17 protein-coding genes are annotated in these 18,826 nt (G+C 50.2%); all 17 read left to right on the top strand.

Annotated features, from left to right (window positions below; genetic code table 11):
- Nucleotides 1-13 precede the first annotated feature (13 nt).
- The 17 genes from E3J62_11300 to E3J62_11220 all read left to right on the top strand — a co-directional run bounded on the left by E3J62_11300 (nucleotide 14) and on the right by E3J62_11220 (nucleotide 18,685).
- Complete coding sequence (locus E3J62_11300; GenBank protein ID TET44107.1) at nucleotides 14-700, top strand: hypothetical protein; 687 nt, start codon at nucleotides 14-16, stop codon at nucleotides 698-700.
- A complete protein-coding gene (locus E3J62_11295) occupies nucleotides 693-2,030 on the top strand; it encodes a hypothetical protein (GenBank protein TET44106.1) in 1,338 nt (445 codons plus the stop codon). The genes E3J62_11300 and E3J62_11295 overlap by 8 nt, the downstream gene beginning before the upstream one ends.
- Before the next feature lie 14 nt (nucleotides 2,031-2,044).
- A complete protein-coding gene (locus tag E3J62_11290; protein ID TET44105.1) occupies nucleotides 2,045-2,209 on the top strand; it encodes a Trm112 family protein in 165 nt (54 codons plus the stop codon).
- A complete protein-coding gene (gene porU / locus E3J62_11285) occupies nucleotides 2,206-6,201 on the top strand; it encodes a type IX secretion system sortase PorU (protein ID TET44104.1) in 3,996 nt (1,331 codons plus the stop codon). Before E3J62_11290 ends, porU begins: the two co-directional genes overlap by 4 nt.
- A gap of 79 nt (nucleotides 6,202-6,280) precedes the next feature.
- Nucleotides 6,281-7,309, top strand: coding sequence for a PorV/PorQ family protein (locus tag E3J62_11280; protein ID TET44103.1), 1,029 nt, complete (start codon nucleotides 6,281-6,283; stop codon nucleotides 7,307-7,309).
- Between the two features lie 19 nt (nucleotides 7,310-7,328).
- Nucleotides 7,329-8,240, top strand: a complete 912-nt coding sequence (truB, locus tag E3J62_11275) for a tRNA pseudouridine(55) synthase TruB (GenBank protein TET44102.1) — start codon at nucleotides 7,329-7,331, stop codon at nucleotides 8,238-8,240.
- Nucleotides 8,240-9,190: a bifunctional riboflavin kinase/FAD synthetase gene (locus tag E3J62_11270; GenBank protein TET44101.1), complete on the top strand. Its 951-nt coding sequence runs from the start codon at nucleotides 8,240-8,242 to the stop codon at nucleotides 9,188-9,190. The genes truB and E3J62_11270 overlap by 1 nt, the downstream gene beginning before the upstream one ends.
- Before the next feature lies 1 nt (nucleotide 9,191).
- Nucleotides 9,192-10,286 carry an aminopeptidase P family protein gene (locus E3J62_11265; protein TET44100.1) on the top strand — a complete coding sequence of 365 codons (1,095 nt, stop codon included), beginning with the start codon at nucleotides 9,192-9,194 and terminating at the stop codon, nucleotides 10,284-10,286.
- Complete coding sequence (locus E3J62_11260; protein TET44099.1) at nucleotides 10,262-11,239, top strand: hypothetical protein; 978 nt, start codon at nucleotides 10,262-10,264, stop codon at nucleotides 11,237-11,239. The genes E3J62_11265 and E3J62_11260 overlap by 25 nt, the downstream gene beginning before the upstream one ends.
- Nucleotides 11,240-11,271: 32 nt before the next feature.
- The gene (locus tag E3J62_11255) at nucleotides 11,272-11,817 is read left to right on the top strand and encodes an HDIG domain-containing protein (GenBank protein ID TET44098.1); all 546 of its coding nucleotides are present in this window, start codon (nucleotides 11,272-11,274) and stop codon (nucleotides 11,815-11,817) included.
- Nucleotides 11,814-12,179: a hypothetical protein gene (locus E3J62_11250; protein ID TET44097.1), complete on the top strand. Its 366-nt coding sequence runs from the start codon at nucleotides 11,814-11,816 to the stop codon at nucleotides 12,177-12,179. Before E3J62_11255 ends, E3J62_11250 begins: the two co-directional genes overlap by 4 nt.
- A gap of 195 nt (nucleotides 12,180-12,374) precedes the next feature.
- Nucleotides 12,375-12,884: a hypothetical protein gene (locus E3J62_11245; protein TET44096.1), complete on the top strand. Its 510-nt coding sequence runs from the start codon at nucleotides 12,375-12,377 to the stop codon at nucleotides 12,882-12,884.
- A 3-nt stretch (nucleotides 12,885-12,887) separates the two neighbouring features.
- On the top strand, nucleotides 12,888-14,000 hold the full coding sequence (locus E3J62_11240; GenBank protein ID TET44095.1) for an SPFH domain-containing protein: 1,113 nt from the start codon (nucleotides 12,888-12,890) through the stop codon (nucleotides 13,998-14,000).
- On the top strand, nucleotides 13,997-14,533 hold the full coding sequence (locus E3J62_11235; protein ID TET44094.1) for a hypothetical protein: 537 nt from the start codon (nucleotides 13,997-13,999) through the stop codon (nucleotides 14,531-14,533). The genes E3J62_11240 and E3J62_11235 overlap by 4 nt, the downstream gene beginning before the upstream one ends.
- 53 nt (nucleotides 14,534-14,586) lie before the next feature.
- Nucleotides 14,587-15,177 (top strand): hypothetical protein, encoded by a 591-nt coding sequence (locus E3J62_11230; protein ID TET44093.1) that lies wholly within the window; start codon nucleotides 14,587-14,589, stop codon nucleotides 15,175-15,177.
- 48 nt (nucleotides 15,178-15,225) lie between these two features.
- Nucleotides 15,226-16,479 (top strand): hypothetical protein, encoded by a 1,254-nt coding sequence (locus E3J62_11225; protein ID TET44092.1) that lies wholly within the window; start codon nucleotides 15,226-15,228, stop codon nucleotides 16,477-16,479.
- A gap of 13 nt (nucleotides 16,480-16,492) precedes the next feature.
- The gene (locus E3J62_11220) at nucleotides 16,493-18,685 is read left to right on the top strand and encodes a hypothetical protein (protein TET44091.1); all 2,193 of its coding nucleotides are present in this window, start codon (nucleotides 16,493-16,495) and stop codon (nucleotides 18,683-18,685) included.
- Nucleotides 18,686-18,826: the final 141 nt, after the last annotated feature.

Below are 18,826 nucleotides of genomic sequence, written 5' to 3'. Positions count from 1 at the left end.
TGGAGGTGAGGTTATGGCGCCAATACTGGTGATGATTGCGGTAATCGCAGCCTCCTCGGTGGTGGTAAGGATAGCAGCGGTGGCCCTGGAGATGACAGGGGTGGAAGCAAGGAAAGCTAGATTCCAGGCACTCTCGGCTTTCACCGGGACGGGATTCACAACCAGAGACTCTGAAGAAGTGATCAAGTACGAACACAGAAGAAGAATCATAATGACGCTGATGATATTGGGTAATGCAGGGTTTGTCTCCGTCATCGCTGCATTCGCGTTTTCCATGCGGGCTGCCGGTTCGGCTCTACTGGTGAGAGTTGCAGTGCTTCTCATAGCCCTATACTGTCTCTACAAACTGATGTCAAACAAAGGATTGATGAGAAGATTCGCAAGGATAGTAGAGAGGAGAATCGAGAGCTCAGGTCTGCTTGAAAGCCAGCGGCTGGATGAGCTATTGAGAATGGCTGAGGGGTATGTTGTGGCTGAGGTGACTATTGACGAGAAATCACCCAATGAAGGAAAGAGCTTGAAAGAATCGACACTCAGGGAAAATGATGTGCTGGTGATAGCCATACAGAGGGAAGGAAAGGTGTTTCCGGCTCCAAGGGCGGACATGAAGTTAAGGCTCAAAGATGCTGTGGTCTGCTATGGAAAGGCAGAGGGGATCAGGAAAGCCCTGGGACCCGCTCGGGGGGCGAAGCGTGGGTAGAAGAGTCTGTCTGATCTGTTTCTGTCTCATCGTGATTGTCCTTCTTGTGGGATGTGCTAGGAGAGGCCCTATCAGTAGGATGGACCAGGAGTTGAAAAAGACGGAGGCATTTGCCCTGGAGTCCCTTCTTAAACTCGAGAACCAATCAAGTTTCAAGTTCAGACTGAAGTTTGAACGGAAGGGCGGCCTGGTAGATGTGGAAGGGAGTTTCGAGGGGAGCTATCTGTTCCCTGATATGAGTAGTGTCAGCGGCTACTGGAGTTTCGCCGGCAACAAGGAGGAGTTGACTGTAATAACATCTGGTGACCGACAGTTCCGTTTTGATCCTGAGACAAGAACGTGGGTGGAGGAGGCGGCGAGCGAGGAGATCAACCCTCTTCGGCAGCTGGAACGGACTGTCGCTCTGGGGAATTTTGAGTATATTGGTAAGGATAGAATTGGGGGAAGGCGGGCAGGAAGATTCAGCTTTGAGCCCAACTTAGCCTTTCTTGACCCCAGGATGGAGAAGGATCTCAAGGGGAGGATGTGGGTGAGTGAGAAGACGGGTCTTCCGGTGAAGGTGAGGGTGGATTCAGAAGACAAGAAGATATTCTGGAATATGTCTCTTTTTGATTTCAATTCACCGCTTTCGATCGAGGTCCCCGTAAGACACGCATATGAAGCGACGTTCGTGGCAAGAGGGAGTCAAAATGGTGGTATGACCCTTACAGGGAGTCTTTTGGGGGCCCGACTCTCCTGGATTGGCTTGAAAGGTGTTCGATTAAAATCAAGAACAAATCAAAGGTTGAAAATAAATTTTGAATCGTTTGGGGACAGAGCTGAGATTATTCGACTGGTGTCCAGGCCTGGGAGCTTGTCGGTGAGGCTTGCACGTTGGCCTGAGGGGCCGGTCTTCAGATTATCAGAGGAGGTCGTGAAGAGCACCTACGGGCCAGAGGCAGATTTGGGATTTGAGCAGGGGAATATGACCAAGCCTCTGATTCTTCTGGATGTGCTCTTGACGAATGATGATCTGAAGGGCGCATCGTTTGGATACGATGAGTTCAGTAGACCCATAGTGGAAATGGAAATCACCACCGAAGCGGCCGAGAGACTTGAAGAGGCGACTGGACGTCACATTGGAAATCCCATGGCCTTTCTCATAGATGGCAAGGTTGTGTCTGCACCAATCGTGAGGGGTGCCAGCAGTGGAAACATGGTGAGGATTCGAGGTCTCTCGTCAATAAAGGAAGCGAAGTCCATATGGGGGATGCTGGCAACAGGGCCATTGCCGGTTGATCTTGCACTTAAATCAATAGAAAAACTCGGGCAGAAGACTTCCACCAAATGAAATGGGGGTGTGAGTTGTTAAAGAAGGAGTTATTAGAGGTTCTGGCATGTCCCAAGTGCAAGGGCGGTCTTGAATATGATCAGGAGGCTCAAAAACTGATCTGCCGCCCATGCAAGCTTGCCTATCGTATAGAGGACGACATACCTGTTATGCTGATTGACGAAGCCGAAAAAATATGATGACAAAGGTTACAAATATCAATTCATACATAGTTATCTCGAGCGTTGCACTTCTTTTGTGCTTGCTCGTCCCGACTGTGCGCGCCGAGCGTCCACAACTCACAGTGGTCCCTCAGAACGATAAGTATGTTGATCTTGTTTACAGAACGGCGAGGTTCGATCAGGCGACACTTTCTGTCGATGGCGTAACCTACAGGCAACTCTTCACAGAAGGCTGTTCTGCTCCGGATAAACCGGGTGATCCGGCCATTCTCAAGAAGGAACTGGTCGTGGGAATTCCTCTGGATGCTTCTCCTTCGGTGGAGGTGTTGGGTGTCAAGACGAGGACCCTGCGGAAGTTCCTTCTGGCACCAGTTCCGAGGATTGTGGCCGACAGCTTAGGGCTAGAGAGTTATATATACGAGGCCAACCCTGCCTCCTATGACAGGTCCGGATTCATCCCGCGCGCATTCGTAGAGGTTAGTGGGACGGGATTCCTGAGAAACCAGAGGGTTGCTCACATCGGAATATCTGCGGTGAGATTTGATGCCCGCAGGCGTGTTGTAGAGCTGTGTGAAGAGGTGAGAATTAGAGTGAGGTTCAATAGAACCGGGAGGAATGCGGGGACGAGCCTGCCCAGAGATGGTTTTGAGAGACTCTATCAGTCTGTCCTTGCCAACTACTCCCAATCAAGGACCTGGCGGCGGGCTCCAAAAGTGACGATGGGAGTCCTGGACCTTCAACAGTGGGTGAAGATATCGCTCAATGATAGAGGCATTTACAAGCTCACGTATGATGATCTGAGAATTGCTGGAGTTCCTGTCGAGCTGGTAGATCCCAGAACCTTCCTTCTTATTAATGGAGGCAGCAGGCCTCTTCCGGAAAGTCTGAGTACGCCCAGGCCTGAATCGATAGAGGTGGCCATATATGTTGAGGGTGAGGAAGACGGAAGAATAGACCCCTCAGATTACATCCTCTTCTACGCGGTTTCATTAACGGGTTGGAGCCTTGATGTTACTGCCGACTCTTTCTACCATTTTCTGAACCCCTATGCTGAGACCAATGTGTACTGGCTGAAGTGGGGAGGAACCCCAGGGCCAAGAATGGATACACTGGATGTTTATCCACAGGACCCGGACCCGACGCGGCCCCTGGCTTTTGAAGACAGGATACATCTGGAAGAAGAAGTTGAATCGCCCATGAGGTCGGGTCTTAGATGGATCTGGCACCGTTTGAAGAGAGATGCAGGGGCAGATAGGGCGAGCTTCACCACCCAGGTCTATCCAGTTGATGTCGCCTCTGAGACCTGCGATGTGAGAATGGGCTTTTTCGTCGATTCTGATACTGTGATGAACGTGAAATTGTATCTAAATGGAGAACTTATCGTTGACCAACCCGGGCCCAGGATGTCGGGGAAAAAGGATCCTCCGATTGTGGTAGGTGGAACGGCACACAGTCTGGTAGAGGGAAGGAATGACATAAAGGTGGAGTTGACACGAGGAGGAACACCTGACTCCTCAGATGAAGAGAGCAGGATCTTCGTAGACTTCTTTGACCTGAGATATGAAAGAGATTTCAGACTCGCCGAAGGAAAACTGGAGTTCTCAACCCAGACCCCGGCTGAAAGCGATATTGTTGAATACAAACTGGAGAATGTGGGCGACACGCCGTTTGTTCTGAATGTGACTGATCCATTTCATCCCACCCGTCTAATCAATTATGTCCAGGCAGGTTCAGAGGTTACACTTCAGGCCGAGATATTCACTACACAGGTCTATTCTGCTGCCACAAGCTTCTTGAGACCGATCAGGCTGGAAATGGACTCGCCCAACAACCTCAAACAGGGAGGGGCGGACTATGTGGCAATATGCCATGAGCCTTTTATGCCGGCTGTAGCCGACCTCATCTCGTGGCGGAATTCCTACATATCCGGCATACCCAGTCCAAAGGCTACCATGATGGGGATGATAGATGTGCTTGACAATTTCTCCTGGGGTCTCATGGACCCGACGGCAATAAGGGATTTTCTGGCGTGGACACTGTCTAACTGGAACCCGGCACCCTCATATTGCCTTCTGGCTGGAGCCTCCACCTACGACTATAAGAACAATTTGAAACTAGCACATCCCAAGAACTTCATACCGCCGCATGTCAGAGGTCATGTTGTGGTCAGCAGGAACAAGTTCGCGGAGGGGGAGAATCCGTGTTTTGACGACTGGTTTATCTGGTTGACCGCTGGTGACAACGACGCTGATATGTATCTGGGCAGGTTTGACGCCGTTTCGATTGAGGAAGCAAGGATTCTTACCCTCAAGGCCATCAACTACGAGCAGAACGAACTGCTTGGAGCATGGAAGAACCGCGCTCTCCTTGTTGCAGACGACCAGGAGCCTCGCAGCGGAGATTCTGAGTTCACAAATCAGTGCGAGAATCTTTCAAGAATAATCCCTGCAAGGATAGATCTACTGAAGGTGTACCTGGTTGAATATCCCAAGGTTGGGGAAGACAAGCCCGGCGCAAGGGACGCCATGATTGACTGCATAAACAACGGCGTCTTCTCTGGCATTTTTCTTGGACACGGGAACATAAAAAAAATCGCCCACGAGAATGTGTTCAGGAGCCCTGAGGATGTGAGCAGACTTGTAAACGGCAGGATGGCCCCCTTTTACTTCTATGGTTCATGTTCTGTTGGCCTTTTCGACAGACCTACAGCCTCGTCAATGAGCGGACTGATCAGCAAGACTCCATATGGTGGAACCATTGTGTCACTCGGGGCCTCGAGGCCTACCTACGGCGGTGCTAACGCCGTGTATTCATACGAACTTTTCGATAATATGTACAGCAGCAGTTCTCTGACTACTGCGGGCGAGATTGTCTATGCTGCAAAGATCAGTACGCATGTTGCCGCAGCAGAATACTACCTCATCTTTGGTGACCCAGCCGTGAAAATTGCACCGCCGGCTCTGCAGTGTTCTCTGGATGTGATTCCAGACAGCATGGTTGGGCTGACCAAGGTAATGGTAAAGGGAGTGGTGGAGGATTCCACGTTTGAAGGATGGGGAATGCTGCGCGCATTTGATTCAGCGCACATGGAGAGTGATACTTCACAAAAGTTTGGGTCAGTCGTAAATTATGAACTTCCCGGCGACCCTTTCTACTGGGGACTTGTTTCTGTTGAACAAGGAAAGTTCACCCACACCTTCCGGGTCCCGAAGATAGAGTCGGGAAGCATAAGGGAAGGGTATGATGGTAGGGTTTCTGTATATGTCTGGAACGATCAGCGGGACGGCTCAGGCGCGGTGGACTCTCTTTATGTTGGGGGCAACTCAGGACCAATTACTGATCTTGAAGGCCCCAACATTCGGATTCAGCACGAGGGGAGAGAAGTCACAGACTCATTCTTTGTGAACGTAGGATCCAAGATCACGGGGATAATATCAGATGAAAGCGGCATATATCTCGGTGACAGGCCGGACAGGATTCTCAGAATGGTGATCAATGGAGACGAACTCAATTCGGTGCACCTGAATGAGTTGTTCAACTACGATCAGGGGTCCGATACTTTAGGAAGGTTCAATTATACTCTGGAGCTTCCAGAAGGTAATACGGGAAGAGACAGCCTCACTTTCATAGCGTCTGACAACTATCTGAATCGGAGCGAGATGTCAGTAATAGCCATACCCGTAGGTCCAGACGAGATGGGCCTCGGGGAGGTGCTCAACTATCCAAATCCGTTTGAAAACGATACGTATTTCACCTTCACGATAAACCAGCCCGGCAAAGTTACTGTGAAAGTCTATACAATAGGGGGAAGGCTGATAAAGACTCTGTCGAGCGAATTTACCAGTTCCGGATATCATCAGATATACTGGGATGGAAAAGACGAAGACGGCGACAGACCAGCCAATGGGGTGTATCTTTATAAGGTGATCGCTAAGACAGAAGGATTCGCCCATGAGGTTGCTACCAGTTCAAAAGCGGAGGTCATAGAGAAGCTGCTCATTGTGAGATAGACTGTGCAGGGCTCTAGGCCTTGACACTATCGGTTCAAGTGGCTATAATCATTAACCTGTGCCAGTCTTCTGGCGCAAAATGTTACGGAGGAGATTGATGAAGCAGCTTTTTGTGGCCATCATTACAGTGGCCCTGACGACTCTACTCTGGGCTGGAGCAAGTTTTGGTACTGCGTCTCAGGCTGGCGCAATCTTTCTGACCATATTTCCAGGGGCCAGACCGAGTGGCATGGGTGCCGCATTCTCTTCTATTGCTGATGATGCAACGGCTCCCTTTTACAATCCGGCCGGCCTGGGGTTTCAAGATGTAACTGCGATTTCTCTCATGCATTCCAACTGGCTCACCGGCCTCTATCCTGACATGTACTATGAGTATTTCGGACTTGCCCATCCCGTAAAGGGCCTTGGGGTGATCGGTGCTAACATCATTTACTTGACTACTGGCGAAACCCAGGCAACAGATGTGTTCGGAACTCCTCTTGCGAGATTCAGGACATTTGATCTGTCAGCGGGTGTGTCTTACGGAGTGGAGATAAGGGAGGATATCAGTATTGGATTTGGCTTGAAATTCATATATAGCTACCTCGCTCCCGGTTGGCTCATCGCTTATCTGTACAACGAACCGGGTGGCGGCGCGGGATCAAGCTGGGGTGCAGATGCCGGAATTCTTTACAGGACCCCGCTGAGAGGGCTGTACTTAAGTACAGTGCTCCAGAATTTCGGGCCGGACCTCCGCTACCTGGAGGCCGGAGACACAGATCCTCTCCCGAGGACTCTAAGAATTGGCGCCTCGTATAGGCTGCTGGAGGAAGAGCCCAACTGGCTCATCGTGTCTGGAGAGATTATCAGTGTTCTCGTAGGTGTGACCTCTTCTTTCAACGAGACATTCAGGGATGCATGGAAGTGCGGCGGGGTGGAATATACCTACAACGACTTCCTCTCGGCAAGGGTCGGCTACTTCAATGATGAGAACGGAGTAAGAAAGGGGCCCACGTTTGGCGGCGGCATAAAGTTCAGAGACTTCCAATTCGACCTGGGTGTGGACTCAGAACTCTATGAGTTTGATACCGAGAACTACAGGTTCTCAGTCAACTACAGTTTTCGTTGATTGAATTCCGAGATCCTGAGTGAGAAGGGGGAGGTACTTCCCCTTCTTTTTTTCCCCGGAGGTCTCTCTGGAAGGTCTGCTTAACATAAACAAAAAACGTGGGGTCGCATCTTTCGATGTAGTGCAGAAGGTGAGAAAACTTTCTGGCAAGAGAAAGGTTGGCCACACAGGAATCCTTGACAGGGCTGCGAGCGGGGTTCTTGTTGTTCTCAGTGGAAGAGCCACAAAGATCATCAGATTCTTTTCTGAAGACGATAAAGAGTATGTTGGTACTGTGAGGTTGGGAGCAGCAACTGAGACCGACGATTCGACTGGAAGAGTAGTGAAACGTGCAGAGGTGAGAGGTATTACTGTGGACCTCATCAGTAATGTACTGGATTCTTTCAAAGGGGAGATAGAACAAATCCCCCCCACATACTCTTGCATAAAGGTCGGTGGCAGGAGACTGCATGAATTGGCAAGGGAAGGGACACCGCCAGCAGTACCGGCCAGGAGGGTCCAGATCAGAGATTTGGAAATGGTCGATTTCGAGGATGGTGACATCAAGATCAGAGTTGTCTGTTCAAAGGGAACCTATATCAGGGCTTTGGCCAGAGACATTGGAGATAAACTTGGATGTCTCGGCCATCTCCATAATCTAGTCAGATTGAGAGTGGGTGAAAACCTACTCAAGAATTCAATTGACATAGACATGGTTTCTGGGATAGAAGAACATCTGATGACTATGAAGGATGCACTCAGAAGGTTTCCGATTGTCAACCTCGGAACAAAAGACTCCTCCAGTTTCAAATTCGGCCAGATGGTCGAATTCGATCACCCTGGTTGTGGATCTGAAGCTCGTCTTGTGAGGGTCTGTGATGCCAGGGAGAATCTGATCGCAGTAGGCAGAATAGAAAAAGGCATGCTCATCCCTTTGAGGGTGCTCGCGTAGTGAAGATCTACAGAGAGATCAAGAATCTCGGCCGCGTTGTGCCTGGCCTTGTTGCGACCGTTGGGACCTTTGACGGAGTACACCTGGGCCACAGGAAGATTATTGGCCGCCTGCTGGAGCGAGCGAAAAAGAGGGGCGTCCCCTCGGCCCTCGTCACCTTTGAGCCTCATCCTAAAGCTGTTGTGGATGGTTCAACTAAGCCCTTCGTTCTGACTACTGTAGAGGAGAAAGCGAGAATAGTAGAAGAGACCGGGGTAGAATTCATGATTGCCGTTCAGTTTGACAAATCGTTTGCGAACATCAAGCCGAAGGACTTCATAACACAATTTCTCTCTGAAGGGTTGAAGGTTCGTGAAATTGTTGTTGGATACGATCATCACTTCGGTTTTCACAGGAGAGGAGATATTTCCCTTCTGAGGGATGAGGGGAAGAGGTTGGGATTTGACATCGACGTCGTGCCGCCCGCACTCTTAGATGGCCTACCCATAAGCAGTACCAGAATAAGAAGAATACTGATGGAAGGAGATGTCCCACTGGCGAACAAGATGCTCGGGAGGCCCTATTCTCTCTGTGGAAAGGTTGTTGAAGGGGTAAGCCGTGGTGGCAAGCTTGGTTTTAAGACTGCAAACGTACTCTTGAGCTCTGAAAGGAAGCTGCTTCCCGGTGATGGTGTATATGCGGTCATGGCTCTTGTGGATGGTAAGTTGCACCAAGCTGTGATGAACATCGGTTGTGTCCCGACTTTCAAACAAAAAGAACGCTCCCTGGAGGTTCACATCATTGGATTTGCTGAAGATATCTACGGCAAGGAAATTACCGTCCGGTTTCACCGCAGAATAAGAGAGGAGATTGAATTTGAAAGTGAGAAAGCACTGGCTGCTCAGATAGAGAAAGACCTTCAGGAGTCGAAGAAGGCTCTATCGAAAATATCAAGGAGAGATAAGGAGTGAAATGAACAGAATCGAGAAGCTACATGCGAAGATGAGACGGCGCAAGTTTGATGCCATTCTTGTTGACTCACCCTTTGAGGTCCTCTACTTGCTCGGTGTAGAAGCTTCGTTCAACTATGTCGAGATCAGCCCTGTGCTGGTTGTTGCCAGCAAGCCATACCTTATTTGTGACCTTATAACTCTCTCCAAGATCAGAGGCCTTGTCCCCGAGGATATCGACCTGATAGAGGCCGAAACTCTTGCCTTTGTCAAGAGTGACTACAAGTATATGAAGGAGATAAGATCCATCTTCAGGAAGGAGAAGGTGAAGAGGTTGGCCGTGACAACAGACCAATATGCGAATGCGTTTGGAAGCATTACGACTGTCAGGACAGCAAACCTGGTGGCAAGAATGGGCATGGTGAAAACTGAACACGAAATCAACCTGCTCAAGGAGGCCGTGCGGATAAGTGATGAAGCCTTCACTGCGAAGTTGAAACTGGTAGAGGAGGGCGTCTCCGAACTAACACTGAGATCGGAAATGGACGTCGGGCTTCACGAGAAAGGGGGAGAGCGGAGGTCATTCCCTACCATAGTAGCCTTTGGCGAACATACGGCTGAGCCCCATCCGGTTCCTGCTTTGAGAAGATTGGGCAAAAACGAACTGATTATGGTGGACATGGGTGCAGTTTTCAAAGGGTATGGATCGGATCTGACCAGAACGGGAGTATATGGCAAGCCAACCGAGAAGCAGACGGAGCTCTTCAATCTTGTGCTCACTGCACAACTCAGGGCAATCGATTTTTTGAAGCCTGGCAGACTCGCATCCGAAGTCGATGCTGTGGCCAGAGAATACGTAACAGACAAGGGCTACGGTGACTTTTTTCCACATCTTCTTGGTCATCCATGCGGCCTGATGAGAGGCGGCATCTTTCTTCATCCAACATCTAAAGATGTGATCAAGCGGAACATGGCTTTCACAATAGAACCCGGGATATACCTCCCCGGCTACGGGGGCGTTAGGCTGGAAGATATTGTTGTGGTGAGGGATGATGGATGTGATGTCCTCACGCGGGCGCCGAAGGAGCTTGTGTGGAAGAGAGAACAATCCTTGTAGGATTTGAACCCACTGATAGAGACAGAGAACTCGCCAAGAGCCTGGAACCGTTGGCCAGGGTTTACTTTCAGAAGGACCTGAGCAGGACAGAACTGGATAGAGTACGCAAGCGGGTAGAGGTTCTGATTGTCGGAGGGTGGCGCGGTACGATAGGTAGAGAGATGATCTCATCCATGAGTGAGCTTCGACTCATCCAGGCTCTGGCAGCAGGAGTCAACCATGTGCCCTTCTCTTCTCTGAAGAGGTCTGTGATGGTTTCAACGGGCTCAGGAGCAAGCAGTCCACAAATTGCCGAGCACGTGTTTGCTCTCATGCTTTCAACAGCCAAGAATGTGGTGAGGCATACTGAAGCGATGAGAAAAGGGTTGTTCCCACAGGGAGAAGAGTCCAAGGTCCTTTGTGGGCGGATACTCGGTGTTCTTGGAGTTGGCTCTATCGGTTGCCATGTTGCCAGATTGGGGAAATGCCTGGGCATGGTGGTGTTCGGGTGTGATATCAAAGAGCCCCCTTCTGAAGTCCTTGACCGTTTCTATGATTTTGAGACCTTGAAAAAATTCCTGGGTGAGGTCGATTTCCTGGTCATATCTGTACCTCTCACCAAGAAGACAGAAGAGCTGATAGGTAAAGCTGAGATTTCCAGCATGAAGCCCGATGCAACACTTGTGAATGTGTCGCGTGGGGCGGTCATAAAAGAAAAGGACCTGTTTGACCATCTAGAGGCGAATCCTTCATTTACTGCTTGTCTTGATGTTTGGTGGAAGTACACAGCAGATAAGACGTTCAAACAGAATCTCCCTTTTGAAAGGCTTGACAATGTGGTGATGACCCCTCACAATGCTGCCTTCTATCCAGGATACCACGAGAAGATGGTCGAGTTTGCTTTCAACAAGGTATTGAAGTATCTGAAGGGTGAATCCCTCGAGGATCTGGCGGACCCCTCAGACTACGTATAGTAGGTTGGACCAAGACAGGGAAAGGAGAGGTCGTGAACAAAGAAGAAGCTATGGCACTTGTGAGGGAGAACGTGAAGAATGAGAATCTCATAAAGCACATGATCGCAGTCGAAGCGTGCATGCGTGCTCTGGCCAGACACTTCGATGAAGACGAGGATCTGTGGGGACTGACAGGTCTCCTTCATGATATCGATTACGACAGCACAAAGGACAGCCCAGACAGACACGGTCTCGTGGGTGCGTTCATGCTCGAAGAGAAAGGCGTGGACGAGAGAATAGTCTATGCAGTGAAGGCGCACCCCGGGCACAGGGAATGCAGGTCAAAAATGGACAAGGCGCTTTATGCGTCCGACCCGATAACGGGGCTGATAGTTGCTGCTGCGCTTATGCACCCTACAAAAAGAATTGGCAACATAGACGCTGACTTCGTGCTGAGAAGATTCAAAGAGAAGAGGTTTGCTGCCGGAGCGAACCGGGAACAGATAAAGTCCTGTGAAGATCTAAACCTTTCATTGGAGGAGTTTACCGGAGTCTGTCTCCAGGCCATGCAGGGAATTGCGGTTGACCTCGGACTATGATTAGACCTTTTGGTTTTGTCGTCATCCTTCTGGTTTTCTGCGGAGCGGCGTACGGAAGTACGACCGCAGACAGGGATACTCCCCAATCAGAAGCAAAGGACGAATGGCTGAGCGAAGATAAGCTCGTTCATGCTCTGGCCAGTGCGTACCTTGTCGGTCTTTCGTACAGGATATATCACACAGAGCTTAACAATCCCCAACCCAACTCACGGGTCTTTGCAGTCTCGCTTTCTGCCACTGCTGGGATTGGGAAGGAGCTGTATGACATGCGCAAACCCGGTCGAACCGCGAGTTGGAAGGACATAGCGGCAGATGCAGCAGGAATAGTATTGGGGCTTCTTCTCTTCACTTACATAAATTAGTTTCTTTTCCTCGATATTCCTTCTTTCGTAGAAGGCCGTTGATTTTTTCTTCAATTGAGTATACGTTCAAACAAAGAAAAAGCAGGCTGAGCAATTCCTTTAAGCTACATCTCTACTTGACTTTCAGAACATATGGGGTATCATGTTTCCACGTTAGCAGCCTTGAAGTACTAAACCAAGCGAGGTAAGAAGATCATGGGAGATCTTGCAGAGAGGTTCAGACAAACTGTTGAGTTCGTCGCAAAACACGTACCTGGCTATGCTGGCTATCTGAAGAGAGAAGAGAGAAGAGAAAGCGACAAGCTTTTGAGGCGTCACCTTGAAGCTTTACTCAGGGGTCTCAAAGGAAAAATAGACAAAATTGCCGTGAAGCTTACAGATGCGGGAAGCTTGGGACTGCTCAAACCCATCAACAGAGCTACCAAGATGTTTGAAAAGATTGCCGATAGAGTTAGATTCGCAGACTACGGCTACTCTGGATTCTTTGACCTGGAAAAAGTCGGAGAGAGTAAACTTGAGAAGATGTACGATTTTGACAAGGGTCTTGAGACCGGAATAGAAGATATAGCGAAGACGGTAAAGAAAGTGGCGGATGCTCTGGGTGGTGTAACAGAGACAGAAACGGCTCTTAATGCGCTGGTTGAGGAGCTGGAAAATTTCGACAACAGGCTTTCTCAAAGAGAGAGCGTCATAACCGGGGGCTAAGAGATGGCCAAGCTTTTCGAAGTCATAGAGTTTCTGGACGAAACCGGTGAGCAGATGGTCCACAGAATACCCGAGTCGGGTTCCGGCGAGATTACTGCAGGAAGCCAGCTGGTAGTTCGCGAGAATCAGGCTGCTGTCTTTTTCAGAGATGGAAAGGCTCTTGACACCTTCGGTCCAGGCAGGCACACATTGACCAGCTTGAACATACCGCTTCTGGTAGGGCTTGAAGGGAAACCTTTTGGGGGAAAGAGCCCGTTCAGGGTCGAGGTCTATTTCATAAACCAGAAGGTCTTTACGGACAGAAAGTGGGGCACTCAGGAGCCAATAGCTTTTAGAGACTCTGAGCTGAAGATGGTGAGACTGAGGGCCTTTGGCATATTCAGTGATAGAGTGGTGGACTCCCAGTTGTTCGTGAACAAGGTTGTGGGCACCCAGGGTATTTTCTTTACTGAGGAGATTGATGACTTCCTGAGAGGAATAGCTGTTGCCAGGTTCGCCGATTTCCTTGGTGAGACTGCGAGTACTGTATTCGACCTGCCCGCGAGCTATGATGAAATAGCAGCAGGGACGAAGGCGAGAATCCAGGAAGATTTTGGGAAGTACGGCCTTGAGTGTGTTGACTTCTATATTAACGCAATAACTCCTCCTCCTGAAGTGCAGAAGATGATTGACGAGAGAGCGGGTATGGGAGCAGTGGGTGACATGGGGAAGTTCATGCAGTTCGAAGCGGCCAAAGCGATGAGGGAAGCCGCACAGGATGGTGGGGGCGGAGGCGCAGCCGGCGCCGGGGTCGGTCTGGGCGCAGGTCTGGGTATGGGTATGATGCTCCCCGGGATGCTTCAGAAAGCATTTTCACAGGGGCAGAGTGTTGAGTGTCCGAAGTGCCACGGGGCTGTGCTGATGGGATCACGATTCTGTTCCCACTGCGGCAGCAATCTCGCTCCGGAGATGGCGGGATGTCCCAAGTGCGGGCAGTCTATTCCATCAAATTCCAGGTTCTGCCCGAACTGCGGGGTGGAAATCAAGAAGACCCAGGAGTCAGCTCGGTGTAGGAAGTGCAATGGTGAAATTCCCCCAGGTTCCAAATTCTGCCCCAAGTGTGGGGAAAAGGCATGAGATATGTTTTTGTCGCTGCACTAAGTATGTTAGTCGTAGTATCCTTTCCTGCAGCGCCGTGCAAAGCTTTCCCATTGACCATCGGAGTAGGGGGCGGGTTTCTCGCTCCTGCTGGTGACTTCGGTCAGGACATCACCGGGGGAATGTCCGTCACTTCAGGGTTTGCGGTCTTCCCTGTTGAGAAATTGAGAATCGGCTTGCACGTTTCGTATGCTTCCCTGAAGGGAAAAGGAAACAACGGTCTCGTTCTGGAGATGCTAAATGGTGAGTTGCACGGGAGATACACTCTCCACTCATTCACAAAAGATGTGGGGTTATACGGTCTGCTTGGCACCGGGTACAGCTTGCTAAATAGAAGCCTTGGAACCGGCGAGGAGAAAGGTTACCAGTTGAGTGGGGTCCTGGGTGGCGGTACGGAATTTCACATAGCAGGTGGAACAATGCTTGACGCAGGAATTCTATTCCGGAGATATTTCAGCAAGAAGCCTGGAGATTTAGTGTTCCTGAACATAGGATTTTGGCACAAGTTATGATTCGTCATACTCAGATCTTGCTTTTGCTTCTTCTTGTAGTTGGTGGGTGCAGCATGGATCCACTGGTATACAGGATTGGCTCAGATTACATTCCGATGGATGCCGTTGGAAATACCTGGTTCTATAACCTCTCCAGCGGAGGCGAGAAGCGGGTTTCGGTGGCCGGTTCGAGTATAATGCTGAGAAGAGATTGCATGAGGGTTCAGGTCGACTTCCAGGATGGGTACTGGTACAAGGGCGAGGATTACTTTGATGAGTACGTAAAGACCACATACCTATTCAACGAGGAATTTGTTCTCGAGGAGAGGTGGGCCAGACGTTTGGCACTTCCACTGGTACTTGGGAATACCTGGACGGATGAATTCGAGAATACTATAATGGTCTATGGCGAGCCCGTGAAAAGGAGTGTCACACTGGACGGGAAAGTTGTTGCCATAAGGGACGTCAGTGTTCCTGCGGGAAGGTTTGACCAGTGTTATGTTGTAAGGTTGGAACAGGTGGGTGTAATCGATACTCCTTATGGCAATGGTTCGGTTGACTCCGCTTTTGTCGAAGAGTACTACGCCCCGGACATAGGACTTGTCAAAAGGGTGAACCTTCTTACGCTCGAAAAAGAGGAGCTCAGAGATTATTCATTGAAATAGTGTTTAGTTTCGTTCTCCGCAAGAAAGGGGGTTCTTACGGAGAAGTTCGTGGCAGGTTTTACTTTTCTCGCCGTCTACCTCTTCCTAGCCATATCACACAAATACAGGGGACCAGCGGTCTGGGCAGGCACATTGATTCTGCTTATCACCGGGACTCTTGGCCCCATCTCGGCATTCAAGTCGATTAACTGGAACGTGATGGGCATATTCGGCGGCACGTATCTGGTTGCCGAGCTCTTCATATATTCTCGAGTGCCTGCCAGGCTCGCCGATGGCCTTGTGGCAAGGTCAAAGAATGCAGCCATGGCTCTTGTACTCGTGTGCGGACTGAGTGGACTCATATCCGCTTTCTGCGAAAATGTTGCTACTGTGATGATCGTGGCGCCAGTTGCCATGGTGATTGCAAGAAGACTAAAAGTTTCGGCAATCCCATTTTTGGTCGGCATAGCAGTCAGTTCCAACCTCCAGGGCGCGGCCACTCTCGTCGGTGACCCGCCGAGCATGCTGCTTGCCTCATACTCAGGTATGACGTTCAACCACTTCTTCTTCTTCCAGGGAAAGCCCTGCCTTTTCTTTGCCATTGAGCTTGCCGCTGCCGTATCCTTGATTGTGCTCTACATCGCGTTTAGAAAATACAGACAGCCGGTCCCTCGGATTGAAAGGGAACCTATTCTGAGCATGGTCCCGTCATGGCTGCTCATCGGGATGGTTGCAGCTCTGGCAATCGTGTCATTCATCTTTCCAGATTTCGAATATGGGACCGGTTCGGTCTGCATGCTCTTCGGAGCGGCAGGTACTATCTGGTTCGAGACAAGAGTGAAAAAAGGAACGTTCTCGCTGATTAAGAAATTTGATTGGGATACGTTCTTCCTGCTGATGGGGATCTTCGTACTTGTGGAGGCTCTGAGGGCAACTGGTATCATTGCGGGTCTGGCCAGTTTCCTCGCGCAGATGACGAGAGGTAACACCTTCCTTGCCTATAATGTCGTCACCTGGACATCCGTCTTCTTTTCAGCATTTGTCGATAATGTCCCCTATGTGACTGCAATGCTGCCGGTGGGTGGAATGCTTGCTGCCAGTATGTCAATATCACCCTATCTGCTCCTTTTTGGGATTGTGATAGGGGCCTCCGTAGGCGGAAATATCACACCCATAGGTGCGGCAGCAAACATAGTTGCTTTTGGCATACTGAAGAAGGCGGGAGAGAACGTCACTTTTGGTCACTTCGTCAAGATAGGTCTGCCGTTTACAGTAGTAGCAGTTGCAGTTGCCTACATGTTCATATGGTTCTTCTGGAGGTAGGGGGCTGGAGTTGTTGAAACTGGTACTCGCGCTTTTTTCTCCGCTCTTTATTATCCACAGCGTCAATGCCGCCACGTTTTCTCTCTCCACACCGAAAAGAGATTATCTGAGATATGAACTCGTCCCGCTGGAGGCGAAGATAGAGTGGTCCCCGGGGGAACCTGTAACGGGTGTGGTTCCGGTTGTGAAGGCGTACCGTGGAGAGAGACTTGTTCAGAACAGCATGGGAGAATTTCATCTAAGATATGATGATAGTTCAAGAGCCTATACTGGTGGCTGGCCAATCCCTTTTAATCCCGAGCTGGGGGAATACAGGCTTGAGGTGACTGTTCCGCTTCAGAGTAATCGGTTCGTACTCCAAAATTCGGTTGAAATTGAGGTGAGTGGAAAGACTCTTCCCTCGATTGACACTGCAATATGCGCGATGACCATTGAGGCTCAGACAGATCTGATTGAAAATCCGGTTTCAAATCCACTCGGTGGGAGATGGGACTGGCGGAACTACTTAAGGTGGGCAGAACTTCTCTGCGCGAATACAATTCTCTATTCTGTGGGATGGAGTGTTGAAGGGAAGGTCACCTCAGAAGAGCCCTGGCTTTCCGCAGGGCCCGGAACCTTTGGAAAACTGGCAGAAGAGGCACAAAAAAATGGGTTCAAGTTCGGGGGTTGGATAGGGAGCTTCCTGGTTTGGGGCAAACCAGAACTGGGCCTGGGTTATCGCTACTGTTGGGAGTACGAAGATGGGAAACTCCGGAGAAATCATCACGTCTCCCTGAGCGATGAAAAGAGGATAAAAGACATTGCAAAGCTGGCCAGGAAGATAGACGCCGACCCGAACGTGGACTATGTCGGTTTTGATTACATTAGGCCCGGCCCGGGCGGGTTTGAGATGGTCAATGATTTTGTGGATTCGCTGGCGATAAACACGCCTGAAAACTGGGACAGCATGAGCATCCATGGGAGGATGAGATGGTTGGGCAGAATCCTCTGGGAGAAGTCAGACCGAGCCGTATGCGCGCGCTGGGATTGGTGGAGGGCGCATAAGAGCGCCTCTGTGCTCGCCAGAATAATAGAGGTGGGTCAGGTAGAGAAGCCAGTATGGGTGTTCGTGCTTGGGTGGGATAAAGGGCACCAGCACGGACAGGATCCGATTATGCTGAGCGACGCGGGAGCCAGTTTTTGCGCGGTAATGCTCTATGAGTCTACGGCAGAAGAAGAGAAGGCGATGATTGGCCAGTGGTCCAGATACCTGGTGGGGGATGAGGTCAACCTGATGGTCGGGGAGGCGGTGGACTGGATACTGATGGGGGAAAGCAAGGAGCCTGAAGCGCCTCAGGAGTTCATGATTAGGTTGAGCGGGGGCATCGTGGGCCTGTCCAGGGATTATTCGGCCTGCGGCCTTTTCTGGCACGATTTGAACAGGACCCACTGGGGGAGTCTGGGCCCCTACTCGAGAATTGAGTGGGTGAACGCGGGTGCCGCTGCATTTACCCGGCTCCGTTCAAAAAGGGGGGAACTTCCTTTCAGGACAAGGGTGATCACCCACGATAGGTGGGCTGATGTGGTCATCGAGAACGTGACTGATCAGGTCATAGAGGACCTGAGCGTCAGGTTCATACAGACTCCTGGTGTCGCCTTGAGAGACAAGAGAATCAAGACTGTCCGAAAGATAGGGAAAAGGGGAAAGGTCCGCGTAACCTATAAGCTGAAGCCCGATAACAGGTCAATGGTCGCTTTCCAGTTTGACTGGCGAGGGATCAGGGGGGTGGATTTCGAATACTATCCAAATCCATACAGAGACGAACCTTTCAGAGCCTTCGAGTCTGTTCATGCCGGGGGCGATGTCCTTGTCATATCAAGGCGAACCGATGAAGCCCTTTACATAGGAAGAAATCTGAGAAAAGCAAGTTATTCCTGTAACAGGATCTCTTACTCAGGTGTTCCGAAGAATGTCGTACATAAGTATAGATACCTTATTCTTGTTGACGCTGACTTGAGCAGTAGACCAAATCTCCGAGCAGAAATCATGGACTGTATAAGAGAAGGGGGTGCCGTAGTTTTTGCGGCTTGCACCGGCTTCGACCTGACTCCCACCAGATCCGGACCTGCCAGTTCAAAGATTGGCTCTCTTGCCAAAGGCTCGTTTGCAGTAGCTGACCACAATGCCCTCGCCGCTATTCTGAAAATAATGGAACAACTGAACTGATAGCTGTGCGCTGAGCATGTCGCGTTTCGTTTTCGATTTTCGATCTTCTATTTTCGAGTGAGTAGGAGAGATGATAACGCATTACGCTCACCACAGAGGGAAAGGATTGTCATTGCGAGACTCGCGGAGCGAGTCGAAGCA

Source organism: candidate division TA06 bacterium (genome assembly GCA_004376575.1).
In the GTDB taxonomy this organism is placed as follows: Bacteria; Hydrothermota; DG-26; order E44-bin18; family E44-bin18; genus E44-bin18.
This window is presented reverse-complemented; position numbering and strand designations above follow the sequence as displayed.

What these genes read in the sequence shown, in the direction of transcription:
- E3J62_11300 (TET44107.1), top strand. Translation starts at nt 14, where the DNA reads ATGGCGCCAATACTGGTGATGATTGCGGTAATCGCAGCCTCCTCGGTG.
- porU (TET44104.1), top strand. Translation starts at nt 2,206, where the DNA reads ATGATGACAAAGGTTACAAATATCAATTCATACATAGTTATCTCGAGC.
- E3J62_11280 (TET44103.1), top strand. Translation starts at nt 6,281, where the DNA reads ATGTTACGGAGGAGATTGATGAAGCAGCTTTTTGTGGCCATCATTACA.
- E3J62_11265 (TET44100.1), top strand. Translation starts at nt 9,192, where the DNA reads ATGAACAGAATCGAGAAGCTACATGCGAAGATGAGACGGCGCAAGTTT.
- E3J62_11250 (TET44097.1), top strand. Translation starts at nt 11,814, where the DNA reads ATGATTAGACCTTTTGGTTTTGTCGTCATCCTTCTGGTTTTCTGCGGA.
- E3J62_11245 (TET44096.1), top strand. Translation starts at nt 12,375, where the DNA reads ATGGGAGATCTTGCAGAGAGGTTCAGACAAACTGTTGAGTTCGTCGCA.
- E3J62_11240 (TET44095.1), top strand. Translation starts at nt 12,888, where the DNA reads ATGGCCAAGCTTTTCGAAGTCATAGAGTTTCTGGACGAAACCGGTGAG.
- E3J62_11235 (TET44094.1), top strand. Translation starts at nt 13,997, where the DNA reads ATGAGATATGTTTTTGTCGCTGCACTAAGTATGTTAGTCGTAGTATCC.
- E3J62_11230 (TET44093.1), top strand. Translation starts at nt 14,587, where the DNA reads ATGGATCCACTGGTATACAGGATTGGCTCAGATTACATTCCGATGGAT.